26 protein-coding genes and 1 pseudogene are annotated in these 26,250 nt (G+C 51.3%); 13 read left to right on the forward strand and 14 right to left on the reverse strand.

Going from position 1 to position 26,250, the window contains the following annotated elements; translation table 11 throughout:
• Positions 1 to 332: 332 nt before the first annotated feature.
• From GA004_RS01385 to radD, 3 genes are all read left to right on the forward strand, one after another.
• Positions 333 to 827: a hotdog family protein gene (locus tag GA004_RS01385; protein ID WP_283395497.1), complete on the forward strand. Its 495-nt coding sequence runs from the start codon at positions 333 to 335 to the stop codon at positions 825 to 827.
• Positions 828 to 1,114: 287 nt separating this feature from the next.
• On the forward strand, positions 1,115 to 1,345 hold the full coding sequence (locus GA004_RS01390; protein ID WP_283395498.1) for a hypothetical protein: 231 nt from the start codon (positions 1,115 to 1,117) through the stop codon (positions 1,343 to 1,345).
• Positions 1,346 to 1,651: 306 nt separating this feature from the next.
• Positions 1,652 to 3,388 (forward strand): DNA repair helicase RadD, encoded by a 1,737-nt coding sequence (gene radD, locus GA004_RS01395; RefSeq protein WP_283395499.1) that lies wholly within the window; start codon positions 1,652 to 1,654, stop codon positions 3,386 to 3,388.
• A 348-nt stretch (positions 3,389 to 3,736) separates the two neighbouring features.
• On the opposite strand, the gene GA004_RS01400 is transcribed toward radD, so the two are convergent.
• A complete protein-coding gene (locus GA004_RS01400; RefSeq protein WP_283395500.1) occupies positions 3,737 to 3,886 on the reverse strand; it encodes a hypothetical protein in 150 nt (49 codons plus the stop codon).
• An 867-nt stretch (positions 3,887 to 4,753) separates the two neighbouring features.
• On the opposite strand from GA004_RS01400, the gene GA004_RS01405 reads away from it, so the two are divergent.
• On the forward strand, positions 4,754 to 5,455 hold the full coding sequence (locus GA004_RS01405) for a spermidine synthase family protein (RefSeq protein WP_283395501.1): 702 nt from the start codon (positions 4,754 to 4,756) through the stop codon (positions 5,453 to 5,455).
• Positions 5,456 to 5,638: 183 nt separating this feature from the next.
• On the opposite strand, the gene map is transcribed toward GA004_RS01405, so the two are convergent.
• From map to GA004_RS01420, 3 genes are all read right to left on the reverse strand, one after another.
• Positions 5,639 to 6,424, reverse strand: a complete 786-nt coding sequence (map, locus tag GA004_RS01410; RefSeq protein WP_283395502.1) for a type I methionyl aminopeptidase — start codon at positions 6,422 to 6,424, stop codon at positions 5,639 to 5,641.
• A gap of 355 nt (positions 6,425 to 6,779) precedes the next feature.
• Positions 6,780 to 8,159, reverse strand: a complete 1,380-nt coding sequence (locus GA004_RS01415) for a DNA recombination protein RmuC (protein ID WP_283395503.1) — start codon at positions 8,157 to 8,159, stop codon at positions 6,780 to 6,782.
• Positions 8,152 to 8,820 (reverse strand): metal-dependent transcriptional regulator, encoded by a 669-nt coding sequence (locus GA004_RS01420; protein WP_283395504.1) that lies wholly within the window; start codon positions 8,818 to 8,820, stop codon positions 8,152 to 8,154. The genes GA004_RS01415 and GA004_RS01420 overlap by 8 nt, the downstream gene beginning before the upstream one ends.
• A gap of 207 nt (positions 8,821 to 9,027) precedes the next feature.
• Here GA004_RS01420 and GA004_RS01425 point away from each other — a divergent pair, with 207 nt between their 5' ends.
• Positions 9,028 to 9,639, forward strand: coding sequence for a response regulator (locus tag GA004_RS01425; RefSeq protein ID WP_283395505.1), 612 nt, complete (start codon positions 9,028 to 9,030; stop codon positions 9,637 to 9,639).
• 22 nt (positions 9,640 to 9,661) lie between these two features.
• Here GA004_RS01425 and GA004_RS01430 read toward each other — a convergent pair whose 3' ends face one another.
• A complete protein-coding gene (locus tag GA004_RS01430) occupies positions 9,662 to 9,934 on the reverse strand; it encodes a Smr/MutS family protein (RefSeq protein WP_283395506.1) in 273 nt (90 codons plus the stop codon).
• A 135-nt stretch (positions 9,935 to 10,069) separates the two neighbouring features.
• On the opposite strand from GA004_RS01430, the gene GA004_RS01435 reads away from it, so the two are divergent.
• Positions 10,070 to 10,771 carry an energy transducer TonB gene (locus tag GA004_RS01435; RefSeq protein WP_283395507.1) on the forward strand — a complete coding sequence of 234 codons (702 nt, stop codon included), beginning with the start codon at positions 10,070 to 10,072 and terminating at the stop codon, positions 10,769 to 10,771.
• A 121-nt stretch (positions 10,772 to 10,892) separates the two neighbouring features.
• Here GA004_RS01435 and GA004_RS01440 read toward each other — a convergent pair whose 3' ends face one another.
• The 8 genes from GA004_RS01440 to GA004_RS01475 all read right to left on the reverse strand — a co-directional run bounded on the left by GA004_RS01440 (position 10,893) and on the right by GA004_RS01475 (position 18,826).
• On the reverse strand, positions 10,893 to 12,149 hold the full coding sequence (locus GA004_RS01440) for an FIST signal transduction protein (protein ID WP_283395508.1): 1,257 nt from the start codon (positions 12,147 to 12,149) through the stop codon (positions 10,893 to 10,895).
• Positions 12,094 to 13,725 carry a fatty acid CoA ligase family protein gene (locus GA004_RS01445; protein ID WP_283395509.1) on the reverse strand — a complete coding sequence of 544 codons (1,632 nt, stop codon included), beginning with the start codon at positions 13,723 to 13,725 and terminating at the stop codon, positions 12,094 to 12,096. The genes GA004_RS01440 and GA004_RS01445 overlap by 56 nt, the downstream gene beginning before the upstream one ends.
• Before the next feature lie 124 nt (positions 13,726 to 13,849).
• Positions 13,850 to 14,098 (reverse strand): hypothetical protein, encoded by a 249-nt coding sequence (locus GA004_RS01450; protein WP_283395510.1) that lies wholly within the window; start codon positions 14,096 to 14,098, stop codon positions 13,850 to 13,852.
• A gap of 108 nt (positions 14,099 to 14,206) precedes the next feature.
• Positions 14,207 to 15,337 (reverse strand): ribonuclease D, encoded by a 1,131-nt coding sequence (locus tag GA004_RS01455; RefSeq protein ID WP_283395511.1) that lies wholly within the window; start codon positions 15,335 to 15,337, stop codon positions 14,207 to 14,209.
• 18 nt (positions 15,338 to 15,355) lie between these two features.
• Positions 15,356 to 16,213, reverse strand: a complete 858-nt coding sequence (locus GA004_RS01460; protein WP_283395512.1) for a histone deacetylase family protein — start codon at positions 16,211 to 16,213, stop codon at positions 15,356 to 15,358.
• Complete coding sequence (locus GA004_RS01465; protein WP_283395513.1) at positions 16,210 to 16,626, reverse strand: hypothetical protein; 417 nt, start codon at positions 16,624 to 16,626, stop codon at positions 16,210 to 16,212. The genes GA004_RS01460 and GA004_RS01465 overlap by 4 nt, the downstream gene beginning before the upstream one ends.
• A 470-nt stretch (positions 16,627 to 17,096) precedes the next feature.
• Complete coding sequence (locus GA004_RS01470) at positions 17,097 to 18,242, reverse strand: diflavin oxidoreductase (protein ID WP_283395514.1); 1,146 nt, start codon at positions 18,240 to 18,242, stop codon at positions 17,097 to 17,099.
• A 179-nt stretch (positions 18,243 to 18,421) separates the two neighbouring features.
• A complete protein-coding gene (locus GA004_RS01475) occupies positions 18,422 to 18,826 on the reverse strand; it encodes a thioredoxin family protein (protein ID WP_283395515.1) in 405 nt (134 codons plus the stop codon).
• Positions 18,827 to 19,038: 212 nt separating this feature from the next.
• Here GA004_RS01475 and GA004_RS01480 point away from each other — a divergent pair.
• Together GA004_RS01480 and GA004_RS17850 are read left to right on the forward strand one after the other, a co-directional pair.
• Positions 19,039 to 20,190, forward strand: a pseudogene (locus GA004_RS01480) (Na/Pi cotransporter family protein); the annotation flags it as partial.
• 30 nt (positions 20,191 to 20,220) lie between these two features.
• Positions 20,221 to 20,718, forward strand: a complete 498-nt coding sequence (locus GA004_RS17850; RefSeq protein WP_343218832.1) for a PhoU domain-containing protein — start codon at positions 20,221 to 20,223, stop codon at positions 20,716 to 20,718.
• A 34-nt stretch (positions 20,719 to 20,752) separates the two neighbouring features.
• Here GA004_RS17850 and GA004_RS01490 read toward each other — a convergent pair whose 3' ends face one another.
• Entirely contained in the window at positions 20,753 to 21,460 is a 708-nt protein-coding gene (locus tag GA004_RS01490; protein ID WP_283395516.1) for a hypothetical protein, read from the reverse strand.
• Between GA004_RS01490 and GA004_RS01495 the strand changes: the two genes are divergently transcribed.
• The 5 genes from GA004_RS01495 (at position 21,432) to GA004_RS01515 (ending at position 26,130) form a co-directional block, all read left to right on the forward strand.
• A complete protein-coding gene (locus tag GA004_RS01495; protein WP_283395517.1) occupies positions 21,432 to 22,577 on the forward strand; it encodes an NAD-dependent epimerase/dehydratase family protein in 1,146 nt (381 codons plus the stop codon). The two genes, GA004_RS01490 and GA004_RS01495, sit on opposite strands and share 29 nt — an antisense overlap.
• A gap of 19 nt (positions 22,578 to 22,596) precedes the next feature.
• Positions 22,597 to 23,082: a phosphohistidine phosphatase SixA gene (gene sixA, locus GA004_RS01500; RefSeq protein WP_283395518.1), complete on the forward strand. Its 486-nt coding sequence runs from the start codon at positions 22,597 to 22,599 to the stop codon at positions 23,080 to 23,082.
• Positions 23,083 to 23,091: 9 nt separating this feature from the next.
• Positions 23,092 to 24,009 carry an SDR family oxidoreductase gene (locus GA004_RS01505; RefSeq protein WP_283395519.1) on the forward strand — a complete coding sequence of 306 codons (918 nt, stop codon included), beginning with the start codon at positions 23,092 to 23,094 and terminating at the stop codon, positions 24,007 to 24,009.
• A gap of 12 nt (positions 24,010 to 24,021) precedes the next feature.
• Positions 24,022 to 24,726, forward strand: coding sequence for a lipoate--protein ligase family protein (locus GA004_RS01510; RefSeq protein WP_283395520.1), 705 nt, complete (start codon positions 24,022 to 24,024; stop codon positions 24,724 to 24,726).
• 528 nt (positions 24,727 to 25,254) lie between these two features.
• Positions 25,255 to 26,130, forward strand: a complete 876-nt coding sequence (locus GA004_RS01515; protein WP_283395521.1) for an alpha/beta fold hydrolase — start codon at positions 25,255 to 25,257, stop codon at positions 26,128 to 26,130.
• The last annotated feature ends 120 nt before the right edge of the window (positions 26,131 to 26,250 follow it).

The raw sequence follows: 26,250 nt of genomic DNA on the forward strand, positions 1-26,250 counted from the left end.
ATTATCAGGTATATAAATTTTTTATCACCAGACCTTATGTCGTTCAATCCGTGATATTGCAGATAAAATGCTCCAGTAGTACTCCACTAAAACCCGCGCTGTGAACGTTGCATTCCAAAGAAGGCAGCTGACTTGAGCCGCTGGAGTGCCACAACCGACAGGTCGGGGCGGCGGCTGTATCGCAATGTATATTCATCAACTACCCCAGAAAATTTACTGGCCTCACGACCAACCCCTACGCTTCGCAAGCTAGTAAGGACAGTTGTTGCTCTCGTGCTTTTTTACTCGACGGCCAAAACTTAGCGTGCCCGAATGTTTAGATTCTTTCAAAAATGAAGTACTACCAGCACCAGTTTGATAAAGTAACGAAGTACCTCCATCACCGCCCTCCTTATTTGCTTGTCGATAAAGTTGTCTCAATCACGACGAAAGAGGTAGTAACTCAAAAAACGGTAATCGGCGAAGAAGAATTCATCCAGGGGCACTTTCCCGGAGCTCCGGTTTTTCCCGGTGCGATGATGCACGAGTTAACGACGCAATCGGCAGGCATATTGATAGCATCCCAATACAATCCGATGAGAGACTTCGACACCGAGGATCCTGACCACAACGAGTACGCTTTAGGGGTCCTTGTGAAAACCGATTATGCAAGATACAGGGGATTTGCGAGACTAGGTGATGTACTAGTGGCGACGGTCTGGCTGAATGATCAAGTTAGCGAGATGTTTGATTTTTCTGGGAAAGTATCGGTTAATGGAAAAACGATCATGAAGAATCGCTTCCGCTTGATGAATATCAAGTCTTCCGCCCTCCAAAAACCCGATTGATCGCAGTTAGCGACATCCCTGCACCGCCAGGCGTATCTTGCAAAATCTTCAAAGCTGCCATTCTTTCGTTTGTGGTTTTCGCATTCAAAGCACTTCTTATTCTTTCACTTAATGGCTAGTCGGCTGCTCAAAAACCTCAGCGGAGCCGAAGATAGAGGAGCCAATGCTCACGCCCATTGAAGACTTGGGCTTCTCCCAAGACGTTGAGGAGGACGATGGCGAGTGGAATGATTGAGAGAGAGACTTGTCCAGCTTCACTCTCTCAAATGATTTGTTGAAGCTTGCCGGTGGAGCCAATACCCAACTTCAGCAAGGCGCCTTACGTGCATCCGCTCATTATGAAGGATTTTGTCGGATGGGTAAGCGACAAGTGTGTCGTCATTCAATCTGTGGATTTGCTCAACGTTCAGAACAGCAGCCGTTACTCCAGAGACATCGAGCCGAGGCAGGACGGAGAAACCTTTTGGGTTTCAACCCAAGAAGACGGAGGCGGGGGGGTCTTGTCAGTGACGCCCTAGGATATGATTATACATCGATAAACCCCTAAAAAATTATTATGCTTATGGTTTTCCAATGGGATAGAGAAAGCCCATTGGTACCTTATTAGTGCCCCCTAAAAGGAAATTGGGTGCTAATACATCAACTGCCCCAGAAAATTTTTCGTCCTAAGAGGCTCTGAAGCTAGAAATTGCTTACCCCAACCTGGTTACCATTGAAGTGGGCGCTCGTTGCCTGGTTTATTCGAAACTGCTCAATACTTCGCGGGTGATAGTCAGACAAATTTTCTATACTTTGGATAGCGTCTGAAATAGCTTGCTCGGCCGATGTACAAACTCAGGACCTACCAACAGGAAGCGGTTGATCGCACCCTTTACCACTTTCGGAGGCAACGGACCCCAGCGGTCATCGTTTTGCCTACGGGGGCAGGGAAGAGTTTGGTAATCGCTGAATTGGCCAAAATTGCTAAGGGGCGAGTCCTCATACTCGCTCACGTCAAAGAGCTGGTCGAGCAAAATCACTTGAAGTACGAGAGCTATGGTTTGCAAGCGGGGGTCTATTCCGCGGGCTTGAATCAAAAGGACCGCGGGAGGAAGGTGATCTTCGGCAGCATCCAGTCCGTCGCGAATGCGGACGACGACTTCTTTAAGGACTTTACGCTCCTCGTGATCGATGAGTGCCACCGCGCCGGGCTGGAGCCTGACAGTCAGTACGCTAAGGTAATCAAACGGCTGAAGCAGAACAATGAGCGTATTTGTATTTTGGGCCTTACCGCCACCCCTTTTCGGCTAGGAATCGGATGGATCTATAACTACGCGATCCGTGGAGAGTTGAAGACGCAGGAAATGCGCTTCTTTAAGCAATGCATCTACGACCTACCCCTTGAGTACATGATACGGAACCAATACCTTACGCCTCCAGTTAAGGTAGATATTCCAGTGACGTCGTATGACTTCTCTGAGCTGACTGAAGGGGGCATTACCTATACGATGGCCCAACTGGAGGAAGTGCTCCATCAGCAAAGACGCCTGACGCCCCTGATTATCAAAAATATCATTGATATCACCGATAGCTACAAGCGTCAGGGCGTGATGATCTTTAGCTCCACGGTGAAACATGCCCAAGAGGTGATGGAGAGCCTTCCGAAGGGACAGGCGCGGCTCGTCCTGGGAGAAACTGAGGCCAGCGAGCGGGATCAGATTATCGATGATTTCAAGAGGAGAGCGTTTAAGTATTTAGTCAATGTATCTGTCCTGACAACCGGGTTCGATGCCGCCCATGTCGATGTGATCGCTATTCTACGTCCCACAGAGTCGATTAGCTTGTATCAGCAAATCATCGGCCGTGGTTTACGTTTGGATACGGATAAAAAAGATTGTCTAGTCTTAGACTATACCGGAATGGGGTATAACATTTTCAGCCCAGAGGTTGGCGAAAAGAAAACCGTATCCGAATCGGTCGCCGTGCAGGTGCCCTGCCCTGAATGCGGTTTCGTGAATGACTTTTGGGGTATCGTCGACTTTGATGGAAATATCATCGAGCACTTCGGTCGCAAGTGTCGCGGCGGGCATCACAATCCGGATACCTACGAGTTTAGGCCCTGTGGATATCGGTTTCGCTTTAAGGTCTGCGACCAGTGCTCAGCTCAAAACGACCTCACTGCTCGCGAGTGCCGCAGATGCGGCAATATACTGATTGATCCTGACACAAAACTGAAACAGGCCAGGCTTTCAAAAAACGCTCACGTGCTTACGCCAGATTCGATCGAGATGCTCGAGCGCTTCGACAAAAACGGGACCCCCTACCTACAGGTAAAGTACTACGACTATGATGCGCGACACCTAGCGGAGATTCATTACCTCGACAATCAAACCAGCCTTAAGAAGTTTAATGTCAATTTCTTGAGATCGCATCTAAAACGGCCCGAAATGACCCTCAACATCCATTCGGTCAGCGAAGTAGTTGAAATGCAATCACAGATCAGGATGCCTGCCTTTTTAATTGGTCGCAAGCAGGGCAAGTTCTGGAAGATTACTGAAAAAATATTCCGCGAGGAACTTTAACTCTACTTTACTAGATTTCGAAATGTTTTTACTAGATAGGGCAATCGCTTCGCAAGCAGAACCCCCGCCGTTTCCTGCATGTTAAGGTAGGGCTGACTATCCCTAGTCATCCGGTTTTCCCTACAGTAATCTGTTGCTGCTTAAGGACAATCTACCCTACCTTCGGGAGTCACTCAGAGCCATATGAACTTGGTGCTAATGACCGCTACTCACCTCCACGGTCAACGACCCTGCACGAGCCCAATGGGCGTCCATCTGTATTCAAAATACACCGCAAGAAGACTGACGCTACACTGTAGACCCTCTGCTCTTAACAGCCGTCCTTCAGGTGCGCTCAGAGTTCGGTGATTATGTCGTCGGCTTCTTTGGCGATATCGATGTTTCCACAAAGACTACGTCCATTATTTCGACTGCGATCAGCTTCTCTTCCTCCGGCGACAGCTCCCAATAGGGCTCACCGACAATCTTCAGCTCGTAGCTCGCCGTCTCGATGACCACTCGACCGTTTGATTGGCTGAACCATTCTAAATACAGAGCATTGCCCCAATTTCAGGGAAACGGTTTCTTCGCCAATTAGTAATCGCCGATTTCGTCCAGCAGGATATCGGGAACCTTGACTTTTCGTGACGCGGTTATGTCGCCCACCATTCCTTGCTTTTCGGCCGTCAGTCCATCGCGATCCATGTGTTTCGGTTCTGGATTCGTGAACTTCAATAGCTGCCCGGCTAGGTCACGCCAGCAGTCGCCTGCTAGATAGAGCTCTATCGGCTAAACTCGACTCGAAAGCCAAAGCCGACCCACCACGTGCCCACCCTCACGATTGTCAATTTCTCCCCGAATCACCTGTCCGTCGGTACACCATGCCTTTTCCCATTGTTGGCCGATTCTGCCCTCCGTGACGAGTATCGAAAAAGGAGATAAGCCGTACAACTCGTCAGTCTCCTAACGCCTATCTTTTTCCACTGTTTGGCATCTGACCTAATTCAGATAAGGCGGTGCATTTGCACTAACAGTGCAAATGCACCCAAGTCATCTCTACCTTCTTTCATAAAGCACCATCGCACATTAGGCACAACGGTGCACATGTCACATCAGAAACCGCACTCCTGTCAGAAATCATTACCTGCAAACCGTATTTTTATGGTTTACGGTTTAAGCATGAATTTTGATCAGATAGATGAGAAAACGGCCGTATTGGATACACACCGACCACTGGGGCTTTGTCTAGCCGAGAACTTAAATGCGCGGTTCCACATCGAGCTGAACTATACGAGCAATGCCTTCGTGGGCAGTAAAACTTAGTCGTCTCCCCTGCTCTATTCCGACACTTGCCACCGAGGATTGACTAGTCTGTGCTGCGTTCCAATGAAGCCCAATGTAACGCTCGCTGAAACCATGACGCCCAACGGCGCCCGGATGACCCTCGTCGAGCACGACGGCAGCTTTTGTATTCGGGTGAACGGCCAGCAGCTCATGCATTCCAAGGTAACGACCTCCGAGATCAAGCTTGGTACTCTTGGTTGCGAACGGCATTCGGCGGAAGATCTTCAGCCCAAAGTACTGATCGGCGGACTCGGCTTGGGGTTTACCTTGAAAAGTGTCCTTCAAACGGCCGGGCCAACGGCGACGGTTCACGTCGTCGAACTATTTCCAGAGATTGTAGAGTGGAACCGCACTTTTATGGCCGGTCTCAATGGCGACGCCCTCAAAGACGAACGCGTGAAAGTACTCACGGAAGATGTACGCTCCGTGATATCGCGCTCGGTGCAGACGCCTTATGATGTCATCGCACTCGATATCGACAACAACACAACGGCCATGGTGAAGGTTGAAAATCATCTGCTCTATAAGAAAGGTGGGGTGCAACAAATCTGGGAAGCGCTGCGCCCCGGCGGCCGTGCGGCGATCTGGTTCGCAACCGCCGATGTCGCGATTGAACGACTCCTGAAGAAGGTGGGCTTTAACGTTCAAGCAATCCCGGCCAAGCTCTGCGGATCCTCCAAGCGTGAAACCTACATGATCTACGTCGCCGACAAGCCACTGGCAGCAGCGATGGAGACGAAATAACGGTATCCAAATTAGTTCACTATCCTAAATCGAGCGTGATCTAAAAAATTTGGAACACGTAGCCAATTAGACAATACGGCATGGCGTAAACGCTAACCCTGCGAAGAAGACTCCGCGGGCCTGATGTGGGCCAGCAAACTAAGTCCTAGCCAAGACTTGATGGTTCGGACGATGACTGGATTTCTACACCAGAGCCGGCACTTCTTTACCGAGAGGTACGCTTAGAATTTCCGGGCCGTCTTTATTGATGATGACGGTGTGCTCAAAATGCGCGGACCGGCTGCCATCAGCGCTTAAGGCGGTCCACCCATCGGACGCCATTTTTACGGAGTACTTGCCCATGTTCACCATGGGTTCGATGCAAACGACACAGCCTTCGCGGAGCTTGGGTCCATTGCCCGGCTTTCCAAAATTGGGAATTTGCGGTTCCTCGTGAAGGTTTCGCCCTACACCGTGTCCCACGAAATCTCGGATCACCGAAAAACCGCCCTTCTCAACCACTCGTTGCACCGCATGGGAAATCTTGCCCACACGATTACCGAGACGAGCCGCTTTGATTCCTTCGTACATCGAAGCTTCGGTAACGTCGAGGAGTCGTTGCACATCGGGAGCGACGCGAGCTACCGGCATCGTACGGCAATTGTCGCCGATGTATCCGTTGTACCGCGTGCAGACGTCGACGCTAATGATATCGCCTTCGCGCAATACGCGGTCGAGACTTCCGATGCCATGGACGACCTCGTCGTTTACTGACAGACAAGTGTAGGCGGGATAAATCCGCGAGCCGACTTGGTACTTGTAGCAAGCGCTCTCAGCTTCCAGTTCATCGATAAAGCGACGCCCCGCCTGATCTAGGTCATAGGTGTTCATACCCGGAGTTACAAGCGCACACATTTTGTCCAATACGGTTGCGGCGACCTGTGCCGCCTCGCGTATCGATTTCATCTGTTGCGCATTCCTGACAATCATACTTCCCCTAGAACAATCGGTGATCTCCCTACCAACAATAGCCAACTTTTATTGATTACAATAAAATCCTTCTAAACCACCCGATTTAGTAAGTGTGAAACAAAAGGGTAAGCTCTTAAAATGCGGTGTTCCATCCTTCGCGAACGCTGCGAAGGACTGAAAGAAAGCGGCTCTGACGGCTACAAATAGCCAATGACTGCTAGACGGCTCAGGGATCGTTCCGCTCGAGAGATTGCTTCTGAAAGACGCGTCACCTCAGGCCTGTGTCGGAGGAGCATCGCAGAGACGGTAGGTCATTGCTCTACCCTCTTGATACGTGCCATGGCGTAAGCGCCCGCCCTACGGGTTCGACACATTAATTACTCTCGTCGGTGCGCTCTTCCAAGAGAGAGTCTTCGACAGCATCAGGAGGGAGCGCCTTCCTTGCTTTCGCCCCCAGCGTCTTGATATCTTCCACGCTTTTGACGAGGTTTCCTCTCCCTGTTTTGAGTTTGCTAAAGGCGGCATCGTAGGCCTCTTGGCTTTTGCCCAGGCGTTTCCCGATCTCCTCCATATCGGCGTAGAAGCCCACAAACTTGTCGTACAATGCCCCACTGCGGCGGGCGATCTCCAGCACGTTTCTGGTCTGCTTTTCCTGTCTCCAAATATTGGCAACGGTCCGCAGCGTAGCGAGTAGCGTGGATGGCGTCACAATGACTACACCTTGACCAAAGGCGAAGTCAAAAAGGGCGTCGTCGGCCTGCATGGCCATGGTAAAGGCCGGTTCGATCGGAACGAACATGAGAGCAAAATCGGGCGAGTTGATCCCGTACAACGATTCGTAGCTCTTCTTGCTTAGACCGGTGACATGAGTCCGGATACTAAGAACGTGCTCCTTAAGTCGCTGTTCCGATTTTTCCTTATCCTCCTCATTTGCGCAAGCCTCGTAAGCAACCAGGCTAACCTTTGAATCAACGATGAGATGACGCTCTTCCGGCAAGCGTACAAGCACATCAGGATGATATCGTCGCCCCTCTTCGTCGGTTAGATGAGCTTGCGTAATGTACTCCTGTCCCGCAACCAGTCCTGACTTTTCCAATACGCGCTCAAGAATCATCTCACCCCAATTCCCTTGCGACTTAACCTGCCCTTTTAATGCCGTCGTGAGATTTTGGGCCTCTTCCGTCATTTTGCGGTTCAGCAGGTGCAAGTTCTTGAGCTGCTCATTCAGAGCGGCCCGGTCCTTGATCCCCTCTTCGTGAACTTTATCCACTCGTTCGCGAAATTCCTTTATCCGTTCACTGAATGGGTTGAGCAGCTTGTCTATGGTCTCTTTATTCTGAACGACAAATTTCTTGCTCTTCTCGTCCAGAATTCGGTTGGCCAGGTTTTCAAATTCAGTAGTGAGCTTCTTCTGAATCGCAGCGAGCTCCTCCTTTTGCTCAGCGAGTCGTTTCTCTTGCGATTCGGCCCGCTGTCCCGCGGCCGCCAGTTTTCCATGAAGGCCTGTATTCTCTTCCCGCAATACCTCCACTTCGCCTTGGGCTTTGGACAAGGACTGGTCTAGATTTTCCGCGCGCTCCTTTAGTCGGGCCACCGCTTCAGTTTCTGCCGTCCGCTCGCGCTCCGATTCTTCCAGTTCCTCAGGAGTCGGCATCTTTGCCATGCTCAAACGGTACTGCTGTGTTACCCAAGCCGCTACAAAACCAAGCAGTAGAGCGACCGCCCAGTCAAAATCTCCCAAGGACTCAATCACGGCGTTCTACCTGAATTTTTCGAGCAGCAGGAAACCCCATAGTGCATTGGCTACCGTCTGCGAATTGCACCGACAAGATCCCTGCATGTCCGGCCCGAGCCAACACCAAGACTCCGATGCCCGGAGTCAAGCCGTTCGATTCGAGGTACTGGAGAAAGCCCTCCCCTTGGTCCTCGATCCGGCTTATGATAACCACTTGACCCTGATCGCACTGATCCAAGGGAATCAGGTCACGCTTGGCGATCTTGCCGCTTGCCGACGGGATCGAGTCCCCATGCGGGTCCACTTTAGGATTTCCGAGCAAGTTATCGATCCGCTCGAGAAGGCGGTCGGAAATCGCGTGCTCCAAGGTTTCCGCTTCCTCATGAATCTCGTGCCACTCCATCCCCAGGATTTCTACGAGAAACAGCTCGACCAATCGGTGTCTTCGCAAAACTAGAAGGGCCAGTTTCTCACCAGGCTCCAACAACTTGACACCTACGCGAGGGATGTACTCCACATGATTGGATTTCGCGAGAGACTTGACCATTGAGGTCGCCGTACCCGGTGTTACTCCCAGCGAAGCTGCCAAATCACCCATGCCAACGATCCCCCCTTCGCCCTGTTCAAACTGAAGGGCATAAACTTGTTTAATATAGTTCTCGACGGTACTGGATGCCATGGGAGCCTAGCGAATCGCTATTGGTGGCGAATTAAGTTCCAGATTGAAAGCCTTTATGTAGAAAACCGTGATCAATCTGCACCGAAACGGAACAGGAGCCGGCTACGTTCAACGAGCGATCCAATTGGAAAAATGTTGTAAATAGGGGAAGCAGAAAAGCGGCCGATTCACAGAGGGTAAATCATGCCGATGTACTCTTTTAGCACTATGAGCCAAAACTTGATAGTTCACATCGTAGAGGACGATCCCTCGACCCGTCGTCTCCTCGAAAATCTCACCAGCTTGCTCGGCTATGAAACTGCCGGATATGACAATGGTGACGAGGCTTGGGACGCCTTTGCCGTCGAGAGCCCTCAGATCGTAATCAGCGACTGGAAAATGCCCGGAAAGGACGGGCTCGAGCTTTGCCGGCGTCTCCGTCAGATGCGTGCGGAAAACTATACCTACTTTATTCTCGTGACGGCTCAAAGAAGATCGCGGGCGAATCTTGAGCTAGCCCTAGATGCGGGGGTCGACGACTTTCTAAAAAAGCCGATTGGATCAGACGAAATCTGGAATCGCTTGCGAGTCGCCGAGCGCATACTTGGTTTTAACAGGCAGGTTAAGACCCTCGAAAGCTTAATACCCATTTGCTCCTACTGCAAAAAGGTCCGTAACGAGACCGACCTTTGGGAGCAAATCGAGCAGTATGTCAATCAGCGTACCGGAGCGGACTTCACGCATTCCATCTGCCCCCCTTGCATCGAAAAGCATGTTCGGCCCCAGATGGACGCCTACAAGAAGGAGCAAAAAGCGAAACGAGCCTTATCAGAGCCCTAGCCTCCTATGCTCCCCAAGGAATCTACTTGAGCCGGACCAAGGTCGCGCCCCAGCTACCCGAACCTTCGTCACCCAGCCTAAAGCCCTCCACGCGATCTGACTTTCGCAAAAGGGCATGCACGGTCTCCCGAAGCGTTCCCGTTCCCTTGCCATGAATCACCCTGACCTGACGGATGCCCTTCTTTTCACAGGCATCGAAATAGTCCTCTAGTAGATACTTCACATCAGAGGGCCGAAACGTATGCAAATCAAGTTCTCCGTTTATTGGTATTTCAATGGGGTCCGGCTCTTCCACTACTCTCTTCTCTCCCTTGATTCTATCATAGCTGAAACTTTCTTAAATAGCTCGTTAAACTGTCGAACTACACGCAAGCACCCGTGCATTTTAAATTGCTTGGCTGTAAATTGACGCCCTTCAATTCATCGACTCATGAAATTCTGGAAAACATCGATCACTCTAGCGACTACGATTCTAGCCGCAACGATGGTTTTTTCCGATCAGGGGGAAAACCGCAACCTGCTTCCCCCGGTTCCGATTTACAAAGTGTCGCCCAAACACCCGGACGACCTCTACGCTAGAGCAATCGAGGGTAAAGCAGTAATCGCGGTTACCGTGGATATATTTGGCGGCGCGACAAAACCGAAAGTGGAAACCGCGACCCATCCGGATTTCGGGATCGCCGCATCTCAAGCCGCATCCGAATGGATCTTCGAGCCAGCGACAAAGGACGGCGTTCCGATCGAATCACGCGTCAAGCTGCCTTTTGCGTTCGAAATCGCGTTCGAACACAAATTCAACGTTGAGATGGGTCGCGAGATATTCGTCAAACTAAACCATACCGTTGTGCCTTCGTCAGAGCTCGACAAGGATCCACTGCCTAACTACGTGCCTCCTTTCTCCAACTTTTATCCGGAAAATTTCCGGAATAGCGGGAAGTCCGCCGCCGTAAATCTCGAGTTCGTCATCGCGCCTAACGGTGAAGTTCTGAATCCCCGTATCCTCTCGATCACTACGTATGGGTTTGAAAAAGCGGCCCTCCAAGCAATTAGCAGCATGAAGTACCGCCCTGTAGTCGTGGATGGCAAACCAGCTTATGTATCCATGATTCGCCCAATCCAGCTTACGGAGTGAGGCGGAAGGTGTAGCATCTAGTCGGTGATCTCCAAGTGATCATTGAGCGAATCATTTTGGGTGTTAGAAATGTATCTGCTAAGCCTAGCGAAGAAGTGAGATCGCCCGCTCCCTTTCCACGTTAGACATCAACGAATACGGCCACTGAAGACGTGTATCCATGAACAAAGTTCCGCCCACCCACCGGTCCGAATTCTCCGTTTCCGAAAAACCCGACCTGAGCTTGTGGCGTTATGAGTGGGTAGATGCTCGCCGCATCGCGGTTTTCAACGCCAAACAATCCCATGCCGCGGCCTGAACAACTGCTCAAGCAGGCCCCATAGATCCGCTTCCCTTCCAGTTCCTGACGGAAGACTGCAATCAATTCCTCAAGCTCTTCGCTAGCGCCCTTTCCATCGCGGATTTGAAACTGCACGGATTGCCCAACACGAGGGAACGCCCCGACCGCTAGCGAGCCCTTTGACGGATCGGCAGCCAATAGATTGCGTGCCAAAAAATCGCCCCGTTTGAATTCCTCCAAATACTCGTCGACCGCAAGCCCCACAAAAACGTGCCCTCGACTCCTCCGGTGCATCTCTTCGCCAATGCCCTGGAAAGTCTCTTCGAGAATGGTCGCGGCAGGTCGGTTGCCGATCCTCTCAAGAACGTTGCCATTGGCTTTGGTCACCGTCCAGGCATCACCGATCGGTGTGCAACCCTGCGCCGTGACGCCTAACAGCTTAACACCACCGCCAAAACCCACCGCAACGCCGCCATCAGCGATAACTGAGTCGTTCCAAATCACGGCACTTGTTCTCGCTTCGCTATCGAAATGGGCCAATCCACCGTAGATCGGGGCATTGGGGAAATCTCGCTCCCAGGACTTGATCAAGTCCTCAACACTTAAGTGTAACGGCTCAGCAAATACAATCCAACCATTTATTCCTTCGCTCCCAGGATCAAATTGCCTTCGCCAGAATCCGGGCTCATCGCATGTGATTCCCTTTTGCGACTCTTTCGCTGAAAATCCTAAATCTACGATACGCCCACCTGGGAGGCAGAAAAGCCCAAGGGCAATGCCGCCTGTCCTCTCGAACTCAAACTGATTGGAAATCACCCCATTGGAAACGCATCCCGCCAAGGTGGGTATACCCAAGGACGACCGAAGTACATCCACAATATCTTCCGCAAAATCGATCCAGTCAGAAGAAATGAATACAAGCCCCAAGTTTACCTCTCTTGGCAAAAGAGCGCGACGCAGCCTCAAGGCCCAACGCTTGAATTCCAATTTGTCCCACGGCTCGTTCCATCGATCCGCGATGCTGTAAAACGGTTCATCCACCTCAATCCTGTTGCTCGTTGATTCTCTTCGCCAAAACCAGTCGGTTGATTTTGGCATTGTGTCGCACATCCACCGGAAACGCTCGATCGAACAGGAAAGTTTTTATGTCGCTCGTAACCGATGTCTTCGCCGCTGCCTCTTGCAGATCCTCGATAAACTGGGAACGTTCCTTTTCGGTTTGAGGAAACGCGCTTTTAAGTGGCTCCACCACCATCGCCGGAATCGTGCGGCTGTTTTGCCGCAAACCAATCAGAGCCGACCGAAATACCTGAGGCACCGCATTGAAAACACCTTCACAGCAATCCGTATGGTACGTCTTGCCTCCAGATTCAACTCGCTCCGCTTTTCTGCCACAGAACCAGATTCTTCCCTGATCATCGAAATATCCCAAGTCCCCCATTCGATGCCAAATTTGTCCCCCAGAGTCGATCTTCGTCTCACGGGTTGCTTTCGACAATCCATCGTATTCCCGCGTCACGCTCGGTCCTGTGGCGACAATTTCGCCGATTTCTTCGCAGGCTGCGGGCTTCTCGAGAGCCGATGCATCCAAGGGTTCGTCACTGACCGGGATAATCTTAACTTCCACCCCCGGCAGCGGACGCCCCACACAGGTCCCTTTACCCTGGGTCGTTAAATGGGCGGATTCACCCAAGACTTCGCCATCAGAGATTGAGGAAACGGGCAGAACCTCGGTCGCTCCGTAGGGCGAATGCACCTGCCCTTGATCCAGGATTTTTCGAAACTGCCCCATGAGCGGCGGGGGAACGGACGCTCCGGCCATGAGAATTCGCTTCAAGCTAGGCAAGGTTTCCCCTCTCTCGACGCAGTAGGCCCCAATCTTCTTCCATAAAACGGGTGAGCCAAAGGAATTGGTTACTCCGCACTGCTGGATAGCTTGAACGATCTTTGCCGGGTCGACCGTCGCCGGTTTACTCGGGTTGATCTCTGGCACGACCGTCGTCATGCCCAAGGCGGGATTGAAAAGCGCAAATATAGGCAGCATAGGAAGATCCACTTCCCCTTCAGAGATTCCGTACTGCTCCCGAATCGCGGAGACCTGGGCTTCGAACATTCCGTGCTCGTAGCACACCCCCTTTGGAGGACCGGTCGAGCCGGAAGTGAACAGGATCGCGGCCAGATCGCGGGCCGTGGTTTCGGCTGCTGCAATCTCTCCCGAGCCCTTTGATAAAGGGGCTCTCGAAAGCGCTCCCCCCGCCTTGACTCGCGTGCGGAGTGACTTGAAGGAACCCCGGAAAATCCGGGAAACCCAAATCGCCAAGGATATACCAACCAAAGCATCAGGCCTGGATCGTCGGACACAGGAAAGAAACGAACGAAGCCCCATACCCGGATCGATCACGATCGGGACCGCACCGATTTTAAAAAGGGCGAAGCAGAGAGAGATCAAGGGCAGTCCAGGTCGAGCCATAAGAAGTACACGAGATCCTCGACCGATTCCCCGCCTAATGAGGTGGCGGCCCCAGTTGTCCTGCTCTTGGGTGAGTTCACGGAAGGAGAGAACCAAATAGTCGATTCGCCCGCTCGCGTCCCGCCCTCGAGGGATTTTCAGGGCTTCTCTTTCGCCCATTTTCTCCGCCGTCTCATCGAGATAACGTGAAACGTTGGAAACCAATGATTTCGAAACGCTGTTTCCCACCCCCTATAAACAATCCAAAGTAATCTTGCCTTGGGGCACTGGTTGCAAAACTAACGGGCCCCTGGCTGGAAACTCGGTTCGGAAAACGGGGTTGAGAGGCTCAATCGTCCGCAATTGTGAAAAGCCCCCAAAGAAAACGCACCCGTCCGCCACTGGTATTCTTTCGCGGCACCAACTCAGAAGTTTTCACTCCGATGGTCATCGGACCCGTTTTGCTGTAGGTTTTATTTTCCACCGTAACCCACCCAGCAACGGTCGCTTCAGAGGAACCGTACTTCGTGGTCGCGCAGCCTGAGAACAAAGCGGCAAACAGAAAAATGACTAGAATCGATGCGAGTTTCGTTTTCATAGCGACAGCAGGGGTTAGTAAATTTTTAACAATCCATTAAGACTATCAACGAGACCCCTGAATGCATCAAGGCAATAATCCAAGCCGAAATGGGCTTTTTAGCCCCCATTAATCTCCTGCAGGAGGATCATTAGATTCCGCCGACTCGATAATCTGTCCCAGATGCTCTTTCTGCCAGTCGAGCAGACCTTCCATCGCATTGGAGTCGCGGGCTAGCTGGGCCACATGGCTCCTTGTGGCAATCAAAGTAGGATCGATACCCAGCTCCTCAGCCACTCTATTTCGGTGCAGCTTGATCTTTTCCTGCCGATCCAGCTCTACCTGGCTCAGGGGACCTTTTGATTCTTCGCGGGGAGGCAACTTCGGAAGTGAACTCGCATCGCGGGCCTCCCCTCGCTTCAAGGCATCCACGAGGCCTTGCTTTTTACGACGCCGAATCCCGGGAGGAAGCGACTCGAAAACGAACTCCCAGTTCCCCTCGGAAACCGCCTCAGCGAGCTTCAGCATGTACTCGTTGCCTAGCACTTTGAAAGGGGGGCGGTCCAGTCGGCGGGCCAAGTCGTCTCGCCAATGCCACAGCTCATAGAGGGCCGCCTTCCCTTTGCCATCCAATTTGTTCGCCCGGGATATTCGCCAGGAATGCTCGCTGCCTTCGGGAAATCCGCTCTGAGCGGTCTCAATCTGATATTCACAGCGTTGCTCGAGCCAAGCATTGCGACCGTGTTCACGGATCCGCTCCATGAGGAGATCCCTGAGTCGGTGCAAGTAAAGGACGTCATTGGCCGCGTATTTCAGCATCTTCTCCGTTAATGGACGCTGTGACCAGTCACTCTTCTGACTGTCTTTGGGCATTTTGACCTCGAAAAACTCTTCCAGCAAAGCGGCCAATCCAAACTTCTTAATCCCGAGGAGTTGGGACGCTAGCATCGAGTCAAATATACTCGTAGCCCTAAAATTGGCGAATTCCTTAAACAGGCGCAAATCGAAGTCGCTACCATGCATGATGAGATGTATTCCATTGAGCGTCTCCCAGAATCCGGAGTATTCAATCTCCGCGAGCATGTCCAAAAGATAGGTTCGATCGTCGAATCTCAGTTGAAGCAAGCAAAGCTGCGTGGCATAGTGATGGAGATTGTCCGCCTCGCTATCCAAAGCGATTTCAGTTTGCGAATCCAGCCGGTCACACAGATAGTTGAGGCCTTCTTGGGTATCGATGTATTCAAATGATTCGTCTTCCATGCTCGGTTGCGAGAGCGACTAAGATCGATTCCAGCCTTTCAGGAAAGCCTCAACAAGCAAGGGTAAATCATCGCTGTATCCTCCTTCCAACGTCGCTGCCACTGGTATCTTCGCCTCAGCAAGCCAACTCCCTAATGCCTCAAAATCAATCGATCTCAATCTCATGTCCGTCAAGGGATCGAGTTCGTAGGCGTCGAATCCCGCGGATACAAGAACGAGCCCTGGTTCAAAATCGAGAATAGCCTCCCAAGATTTCGCCAAAACTTCCAAGTGGACTTCTGGCAAAGTTCCTGGTCTAACCGGAAAGTTCCTCGCATTGCCGCGTGAAATCGTCCCCGTTCCCGGATAACAGGGGTGTTGATGAACGGAAACATATAAAGCTCCCTCCACCCCTTCCAGAATCGCTTCGGTACCGTTCCCATGATGCGCGTCAAAATCCCACACAGCCACTTTTTCAATTCCGGTTTCCAAGGCCTCCAAAGCCGATATCGCTATATGGTTGAGATAGCAAAACCCCATTGCCTGGGTCTGCTCCGCGTGATGCCCTGGCGGACGCATGAGTGAAAATGCCTTCTCTCCACTTAGGGCAGACTCCATCGCAGCAAGCGTGCTGCTCGTGCCCAATCGAGCGATTTCAAAAATGTCATTGTGAAAGGCGGTATCCGCGTCAAACGCTCGCTCTTCCTGGAGGCGATCCAAATGAGAACGAGGGTGCACCCTCAACAGTGACAGTTCCGAGGCCACTTCAAAGGGTTCCCAAGTCCACTCGGGTTGCCTTTCCTTTAACCAAGCTACGGTTGCTGCAACTCTTGTCGGTCGTTCCGGGTGTCCTGGGGAATGATAGGTCAAGCACTTTGGGTCGGAGTAAATTTTCATGAAATTCGATGTCCGCCTGTTAAGTTAGACCTAATACCCCTTCTAGGCAAACGGAATATTATGCCGACTGCCGATGCGACGCTCGAGCCCAACTCGAGCGAAAAAACTTTTATTGTCCAAATCGAAAACGCCGCCCGCGACCAGCGCCGAATCCACGTCGTCGTTCCAAGTAAGTCGCGTTCCAAAGAAAAATCTCGATTCAAGGGATTGAATGCGTTTGAACCTCGGGAATCGAAGTGGCCCTCTAAAAGAAACCCCGCATCAATTGTGCTGCCTCCGATGCCGTAAAGCGTGTATTCAAATCCTACCACCATGGCACTGTATTTTTCCGACGGGGTGTCCCCGGCGATTCCCTCAAACTTTAATAGCCAGCCTTCGTTCGCGTACTGGAGGTCGAGTCCGACTTGGTCCATCTGCTCATAGTAAGGTCGAAAGATCGAATTCCCATCAACGTCTAAACTCGGAACCAATAACGGGTCGCCCGTGTCCCACGGAAGCAGTGTAGACCCACGTCGAAGTCGACGATAATGTTAGACCAGCGAATAGCCCCATCAATATGGCTCTCTTCCACTGATGGCTCATATAGGGGCCTATCTGTATCCACCCATCGGCACTACGCAATCGGCCTTCGCTTCCAGAAAAAGGCGAGCTCCTCAAGAAGGGCTGTAATATTTTGGAGCGAGCCCAAGACCTATCAATTCTACCCGAAAATCATTTCTACCCGAAGGTCTACCAGCCCCCTATTTGTATGGCCAAAAAAGTTTAGAACCTTCTAAAATTTTACGGCCTTAAGGGTATTCTGCGAAGTTCTGGTTTTTTGATCGGAGCGACGGAAGCGAGGAAGGCACATCCTTATCTTTTATAGTCGATCGGTCGGACTCGCTCAATACACATCTCGGCCGTAGCGCTTATCCTTTTGCATCTGCTTCACGTAAGCTGCGGCTGCGGCCTCGGCCATTCCGCCCTGCTCAGCCACGATGTCAATGAGCGCTTGATTGACGTCCTTGGCCATCCGGCTGGCGTCACCACATACGTAAAAATATCCACCTGCATTGATCCACTCCCAGATTTGAGCGGCGTTCTCGCGCATTCGATCCTGAACATATATCTTCTCTGCTTGGTCCCTCGAAAAAGCCAGATCCACTTTGTATAAGTACCCGGATTCGAGGTACTTCTCCCATTCAGGTTGATACAGGTAGTCGGTTGCTTGGTGCTGGTCCCCAAAGAACAGCCAGTTTTTTCCGGTGGCTCCTTTTGCGATTCGTTCCTCTATAAAGGCTCGAAAGGGAGCGATTCCCGTTCCGGGTCCAATCATGATGATCGGAAGCGATCCGTCTTTGGGCAGCTTGAAGTTGGGGTTGTGGTGGAAATAAACCCCAGCGGTCGCTCCTTCATCCCACATATCAGAAATGAAAGTCGAGCATACCCCTTTTTTTGGTCTTCCAAAAGCCTCGTAGCGCACCGTCCCTACGGTCAAATGAACCTCATTGGGATGAGCGTTTATACTGGAGGCGATGGAATACAAACGGGCCGCCAGCGGACGTAGAAATCCGGCGTAGTCGCTCGCGCAAAGGGAACTCGGTGGGTACTCTTTCACCACGTCCACCCAATCTCTCCCCCAAATATATTCCTTTACCCATTCCCTGTCCGCACACTTTTCCAGAAGCTCATCGAGTCCAGCCGCTTTTGCGAACTTCGTGAGGACTACTTTTGTCACAACACGTAAATCGAATTTGTCTCGAAGCGCCTCTCCGAAAGAGAAAACCTCTTCGCCAATGGTAAGCTCATCCGCGGCGTCGATTCCTGTCGCCGCGAGGAACGCCTCGACGAGATCAGGCGAATTCTGAGGAACCACCGCCAAAGCGTCCCCCGCGTCGTAGCTAAGTCCCGAACCTTCGATGGAGACCTCCGCGTGGATAGTCTCTTTGGCAGAGCCCTCAACATTGAGGTTGTACTTTTTAAGTAGAGGAGCGGGGAAAGGGTTGCTCTTCCCGAACACGGATTGCGTAGATTCAGCAGCTTCGCTCATTGAATAGTTGATAGGAATTTTCTCGCCTGACGCCTCCTGCTTCGGCCGTCAACAACGAAGGAAAAAGCCAAAGCCGCCCACTGAACGCAAGAACAGAAACACAGAAGTGGGTTAACACTCGATCCGACCAAAATGGGGGTTCCCTGAAGTTCGCTCCTAGGAGGCAACCACAGAGGCATCTACGACTCTTCAAGATTGCTAAATTCCTTCAGGAATCCTTCCGCGTCACGGTAACCAATGAATCGAGAAACCTCGTTCCCGTTTCCATCTACGAAGATAACTGTAGGCAACGAATGAATACTATATTTTGCGGCGAGCTCGCTGTTCTCATCGACGTCCACTTTAACAGCTACTGCCTTGTCTTTCAAAGTCGAAATAACGTTTTCGTCCTTCCAAGTGGTCCGGTCCAGCATTTTGCAAGGGCCACACCACTCTGCCTTGAAGTCGATCATAACCAACTTTCTTGTCGATTTCGCTACTTTCTGCGCAGCCATTAGGTCTCCCTCGAAAAACAGATCTTCCGCCCAAAGGACCGGCGTTAAGAAAATTCCTGCGAGAAAGGAGATAAGAGCAAGTGATTTCATAGTGTGCTCAATGTTTTTACACCAAAAGACGCGCCAAAACGCCTCATAAGTTCAATAAAATGTTCTGGCAATCCCCCTGTTTTTGCAAACCAATTCCCAAAAAGCAACAATTCGGTCGTATCAGGACCCCGCTCCGTATTTTTGTGATTAGTCCTCGAATCCCCGTTTCGAGGTCTCCTCCAGTAATCACAAAGTCCATGTCCTTATTCTTCATGATATTAGGCAGCTTGAGCGTGTTCCTATTTGGTATGCGCCTCATGAGCGAGTCGATCCAACAATTTTCAGGTGAGCGGCTTCGTAGGATCATGCGCTCGATGACCGGAAACCGATTTGCCGGTGTTATGACTGGATTCCTCGTCACCTGTCTAGTCCAGTCCTCCTCGGCCACCACAGTCATGGTCGTTAGTTTCGTCCACGCCCGCCTCCTGACCCTAATCCAGTCGATCGGCGTCATCATGGGGGCTAATCTCGGCACAACGACAACGTTTTGAATCATCTCGTTTCTGGGTTTTAAGTTTAGCCTCTCAAATATCGCCATTCCCGTAATCGGCGTTGGGGTTGCAATGACTTTCTTGAAGACCGCTCGCCTCAAGGAGGTCGGCAACTTCTGCACAGGATTCGGATTGCTTTTCCTCGGCCTTAGCCTTCTCAAAAACTCGGTTCCCGATATCAAGAGCAATCCAGAAGCCTTGGAATGGATCGCCTCTTTGAGTAACTACGGGTTTGGTTCGATCCCCATCTTTCTCGCGGTCGGTGTGGTTCTCACCATTGTCGTGCAGTCCTCCTCGGTCGCTGGTGCAATAACGCTAACCATGGCGTACAAGGGCTGGATCGACTTTCCTCAAGCTGCCGCGGTCATTCCAGGGGAAAATATTGGCACCACAATCACCGCCTACCTCGCATGGCTAACGGCCAACACGGCTGCTAAACGAGCGGCTCGAGCGCATTTCATATTCAATATGCTCGGTGTGCTTTGGATGTTCGCCGTATTCTTCCCCTTTATTTCTATGGTCGACTGGCTGATGCCCGGTCCACCAGAAGCTCTTATCGTAGATGGTCAAGGACGGGCTGACGCGAATCCGGATCTACCAAACCACATGGCGCTTTATCACACGCTCTTCAACTTGCTTAACATCCTTCTACTGATCGGTTTTGTACCCAAGATCGCCCAACTCGTCGAATGGTTGGTCAAAGAAAAACCCACTACTGCCCACCTTCCCACCTTCCGGTATCTCGACACTATGTCATGGGGCTCCGGGGAACTGAATTTCTCCGAAGGCAAGCAAGCGATTCGGAAACTCGGTGATCTAAGCAAGCAGATGTTTGAGCAGTTCCTTTTTGTATATAACAATCCGCAGGAAGACCTTTCCGAAAAAGTGAAAGAGATCAACCGGATGGAAGAGGAGAGTAACGAAATCACCTCAGAGCTGTACGATTTCCTCATTCATTACTCCTCCGACCATGTAAGCAACGAAACCCGACAAGAGGCTACGCGGTACCTCCGAGTGATCGCAGAGCTCGAGGAAATCTGCGACTGCTGCCACCGAATCACGAACCGGGCTGCAAAACGCTATCGGAAAAACCGCTTTATCAATAAAGAGATTGAGGACGACATTGTCCAATTCGGTGAAAACGTTGAACGATTTATAGACTTCTACCAATCCCGAATTCAGTCGAAAGTATCAGCGGCTGATATGGAAGTTGCGATCGATCTCGAAGATATGATCAACGAAAAGAGGCGGAAGCTGCGAAAACGTTCTGTCAATCGGATGACCAATAATAGTGCAGAGGTGCACTCTGAGCTCATCTATATTGAGATTGTGAACAATTTCGAACGTATCGCAAATCATTCGAAAAACATCATTCAGTCATTGCCGAAAGAGACAACCTAGCTACTGAAGGGAGAAACGCTAAGATTATCCTTTGCTAGCTTAGCGACAAGACGTCCTTCATCACCTCGACCGAGGCCAGCTTGCCCGCCATGGCTCGATAGGCCTGAATGATTTGACGGGGCAATCCATAACGACGAAATCGAATTTCCAATGATGCAGAATCGAACCGAAAAACCGGTTCCAGTCCTTCGATCCGAGTTTCGCAATACTCGCAGGTAGATGGGTAGTCTACCGTTACTTCGCTCCCTTTGCAGTCTTCGATTCCGTCTATCATAGACTCCACGGAAACGTCGCGCCTGAACAGGCAGCACATTCGCTCGAACAGCGGCCCTGTCGCTTGATTGAAAGACTCGCACTCGAGCAACTCTAGGCCGCTCGCGTTCATAAGCTCCGTTTCGACTAGGTAACTGTCCGGACTGTCTTGATTCAACGAATACCGCCGCTCCAGAATGAAATCCTTGCTCTCGATCCGAGCTACCCCTCCCTCAACGAGGGACGAAATGTCTTTCCGCCTATAATCCATCGCCTCTCTATAAGCGGCGAAAAGCGATTCGCTCCATTCCACTAGTTCCGGCTCCGCAAGTCGTGCCAGGAACTGCTGGGCCCGATCGCTGGCGTACTTCGGCACGGTGTGCCGGGATTTGTCGAAACCATCGAAACGCTTCACCATGCCTTGGTGCTCCCCTACTAGGGTAAGTTGGCTGATAAGCCTTTTGTCAGCAACTTTCTCAGTTTCGTCCATCGAGATTGCAGGAGATGCCGGCAGATACTTGACACTACTCAGCGACACGCAAGCCTCTGTTCCCATGCCGATGCCAGAGAAAGCCCTTACCTTTCAATCCTTGGCACCTCGACGCGTACTTGTCACCGGCGCAAGTGGATTTCTCGGCGGGAATCTCATTCAACGGCTTCTAGATCAAGGTTGCGCGGTAAAAGGGCTCTGCCGACGACCTCAGCCTAAACTGGAAGCGCTCGGAGTAAAAATGTTCTATGTCGATCTGGCTGACGCAAAATCGGTTCGAAACGCATGCCAAGAAGCCGATACCGTGTTTCATACCGCGGCTAAAGTTGGCATCTGGGGAGAGTACCGTGAGTTTCATGATGCGAACGTAATTGGAACCCAGTCGATCGTTAACGGGTGCCGCGACTTTGAAGTAAGCAAACTGATCTATACCAGTACTCCGAGTGTCGTTTTTAATGCCGAGGCTATTTCAGGAGCCAATGAATCGTTGCCCTATGGCGATGGCATTCCCTGTCATTATCCAACGACGAAAGTAATCGCGGAAAAAGCGGTCCTCGCCGCACACGGGCTTCCTCCAGGGAACCTCAAGACAGTCGCCCTCCGACCCCATCTCATCTGGGGCCCAGGAGACCCAAATCTTATACCTCGAGTACTGGATCGAGGAAGAAAAGGGAAGCTGCGCATTGTTGGGGAGGGGAACAATCGAGTCGACCTGAGCTACATCGACAATATCGTCGATGCCCACCTCTCCGCGGAGGCGGCCCTTGACAAACTCGAAAACAACCCAGGGGGGAAAGCGTATTTCATAAGTAATGACGAACCCGTTCTACTCTGGGAATGGATCAATGGTCTTCTGAACCGAAACGGTATTTCCACAATAAAAAAGAAGATCAGCCTCGCCCAAGCTCAAAGAGCGGGAGCGGTATTGGAACTGATATGGAAAGCGCTACGCCTGCGTGGGGAACCCCCGATGACCCGGTTCGTCGCTTCGGAGCTAGCCAAAGACCATTGGTTCGATATCGCGGCGGCCAAACGCGACCTCGACTATCATCCACGTGTTTCCATGGCAGAAGGGATGAACCGACTCCTAAAAGCCAGCGCCCTCGCATCAGACTAACGATAAAGCCAAATTTAAGATGGAACAGACCCTATATCTCGTTCGGCACGCCCACGCTGGAGCCTTTCAGCCTGATTCCGAGCGTCCCCTCAGCGTTAAAGGTAAGAAACAGATTGAAAGAATATCTAGTGCCCTCCGAGAGAAAGGACTTATCGAGCCTTCAGCCATATGGCACAGTCCGTACCTTCGAGCGATTGAGACGGCAACCCTGCTCCACGAGGGTCTCGGGCTTTCAGTGGGATTGGAAACCATTGACGGAATCACTCCTTTCGACGACCCATCAAAGATTGCTGAATGCATCGACCCGTCCAACGAAGATATCATGGTGGTCGGTCACGAGCCGAACCTATCAAGCCTCGCATCTCTTCTCCTTTCAGGATCGCAATCTTTCCAATGTATCGTTTTTCCCAAGACATCGATTCTGAGTTTGACTCGACTCAAGGTCAGCGACCAATCCACTCCCTGGCAAATCAACTGGCATATTAGCCATAGACACTTCAAGTAGCAGATTTGTATGAAAATTATCCTGACAGGAGCTTCGGGATTGCTAGGGCACGCGTTCGCTCAAGCCGCAAAACGGCGCAAGCATGAAGTTATCGGCATCGTAGGATCTTATGCCGTGCCAATCGCTGGACTGAGTCAGCAGAAGGCAATAGACCTCAATGATCTCGCCGTACTTGAGCGTTTCGTTTTGGAGCAATTCCCCGATGCGATTGTGAATTGCGCGGCAATGTCTATTCCCGCCTTATGCGAATCCGATCCCAGCGCGAGCGAACGTATCAATGTTCTCGTTCCCGAAAAGCTGGCTTTGCTTTCCCGGCATTTGTTTGCTCGGTTTATCCATATTTCTACAGATCAGGTATTCGATGGAGCTTCCGTGCCTTACTTCATTGGAGATCCTCCCAACCCTTCCAGTATCTACTCGATGCATAAAGCGGAGTCAGAAAAGCGAGCCCTAGACATGGCATCCGAATTCGCATCTATTATTAGAATACCTATTCTCAATGGAAACAGCCCACGTGGAAATCGAAGCCTGCACGAGCAACTTATTGCCGCCTGGAGTCGAGGCGAGAAAGCCCACCTGTTTACAGACGAGTATCGCCAACCTTGTCTTTCCGATAACTTGGCCGACGCCATGGTCGAACTGTGTGAACGCAATGACCTCCAAGGCCTTCTTCATTGGGCTGGAGCCGACCCGCTCTCTCGTTTTGAGATCGGCCAACAGATACTGGACCACTTTGGGCTTTCGCCCGATTTAATATCAAAATCCAATCGAGGCAACCACCCCGAACATTCCCGACGCCAAGAAAACCTGACCCTAGACCTTCAACCTTTGGCAGGCAGATTGAAAACGCGTCCTCAACCATTCTCAGAACAACTGGAGTCGCTGATCGTACCCAAGCAATTTCGAGTGTGGTACAACTCCATTTGATAAAACAAGTCCATGACTCCACAAGAACTCCACGTTCTCCCCGATTCCACTCAAACCGCAGCCCAAAACATGGCTCACGATTTTCTGCTGCTCAATCGCTACCCGGACGTGAACGCGCTAAGGATCCGTCACTATGACTGGATTCGCCCTGCATTTACTTTTGGAATGAGCCAAACTTACAACTATGCCTTGTCTGAAGTCTCGGATTCCAGCGCTGAGATCTGCCGGCGTCCTACTGGGGGCGGTGTGGTCAATCACCTTGAGGACTGGACCTATTCACTCGTGATACCAGCAAGCCACCCACTTGCCCGGTCGCAACCCTCTGAAAGCTACCGCTCTGTCCACGACTGCATCGTGTCCTCCATGCATGAGCAAGGAGTGGAAGTAATTTTGAATTTCGCCTCGCCGGAACATACGGCGCCCAGCGTATGCTTCGAAAAGCCCGAGGTATACGACATCGTCCTTAGAAACCTTCCCACAAAAGTAGCGGGCGCCGCCCAAAAACGCTCCAAAAAGGGCTATCTGCTGCAAGGCTCCATCTGTAGACCCGCATTGCCAGATCTCGACTGGACCCAATTTTACAACGACTTTATCCAGTCGCTTTCTCGTCTCGCTGGCGCAGAAACCCAATTTAGATCATGGCCTGATTGGGACGAGTTGGAGGAAGAACAGCTCATCGAGCGTTTCGAGTCGGAAGAATGGAACCAGAGGCGTTGATCTAGCTGCCTCATCCGTTGCCTTCCAATCCACGTTGAACAATGCCTGGCCTATTTCCTCGCCACCCCAAAAAGACGAAAATTCGGTGAATCAACGGCAAGAGCCTATTCAACAAATGAATGGGTTTGGGCGAAAGAACGCTCGATCACCTTCATCGGCCATCACTCGGATCTGTCGGCCATACGCAAAATAGGGACATAATCGGTCACGGTAACTAAACCAGCCCCTGGATGTCCCGATCTACTTACCTAGTTAAATAGATTCTCCTAAGTAAAAACCATAATACCCGAAAAGCGGCTTGCCGGCAGTTCCTAACGGGAAGACATTCGATTTGCCATGCCACGTCCCTTATTGACTCGATCTGGTCAAGCAAGCAGCAATAAATAGTACATACTGTAACGAACGCATCGAGATATTTGAATTAAGCTCCGCCATCTCATGCGGGTGTTCCTCCGTATCAAATCGGTTCAATTGTACCGAACGAAGAGACACATTCATTCCTATCAACATCCACCTTAACTCCTTTCTATGCGATACTCCCTCCTTTTTTCACTCCTTCTTCCTTTAATCGCTTCAGCCTCAATAGACCCCCACATTCCCTCCCACTGGACCGAGGGCTACGTCGTAGCCAACAACATCCGTATCCATTACTGGCGCACAGGCGGAGACAAGCCTCCCATGGTTCTAGCCCACGGTTACTCCGATGATGGACTGTGCTGGACAGCGGTAGCGCAAGAGCTGGAAGACCAGTATGATGTGATTTTGCCTGATGCACGAGGCTTTGGACGCACGGATCCACCCTCCCAAACGGAACCGGCCGATGTGCAGGTAGAGGATCTAGCGGGATTCATATCGGCTCTTGAACTGGAGAAGCCAATCCTCATGGGCCACTCCATGGGAAGTTCTTCAGTGGCCTGGTTTTCAGCACGTTATCCGGATATCCCCCGAGCATCCATATTGGTCGACCCTCGACTAGTGCCACGTACACCGAAAGCGCAAGCTGCACGCAACTCTGTGCCCATGGAGAATCGGGTTCAGGCTATTCTAAATAGAAACAACACCAACTACCGAGAACTCTTCGACTCTCAAAAGGTGCGCAATCCCCACTTTAGTTTTCTAGAGCTCCACTTCTGGGCATTGTCCAAACAACAGTACCATCCCAACACCGCTTATCGAAGTCTAGACGACCGTCCTCAAGCGAGCGACCTCTTTGCCAAGACCTCCTGCCCGACGCTAATTCTGAAAGCAGACGATCAAGGAGAGCTTCGTGCAGGCAACGAATCGGTTGCCTCGAACCTGAAGAATGGCGAACTTGTCCACATAGAGGGTGCTGGCCACAGCGTCCACCGAGATCAGCCAGAAAGGTTTCACCTAGCCCTGAACGCATTCCTCTCAAAACTTTAAGGGAATTGGTAAAAGGGGCAACCCAATCTCACCATTTAGTATCCATGTATCAAATACAGTATTCGCCTAAGGCAAGCAATTGAACTTCCTATCAACCTGCCCTCCGTATCTAATCGGAAC

This window comes from Candidatus Pelagisphaera phototrophica (assembly GCF_014529625.1).
GTDB classification, from domain to species: Bacteria; Verrucomicrobiota; Verrucomicrobiia; order Opitutales; family Opitutaceae; genus Pelagisphaera; species Pelagisphaera phototrophica.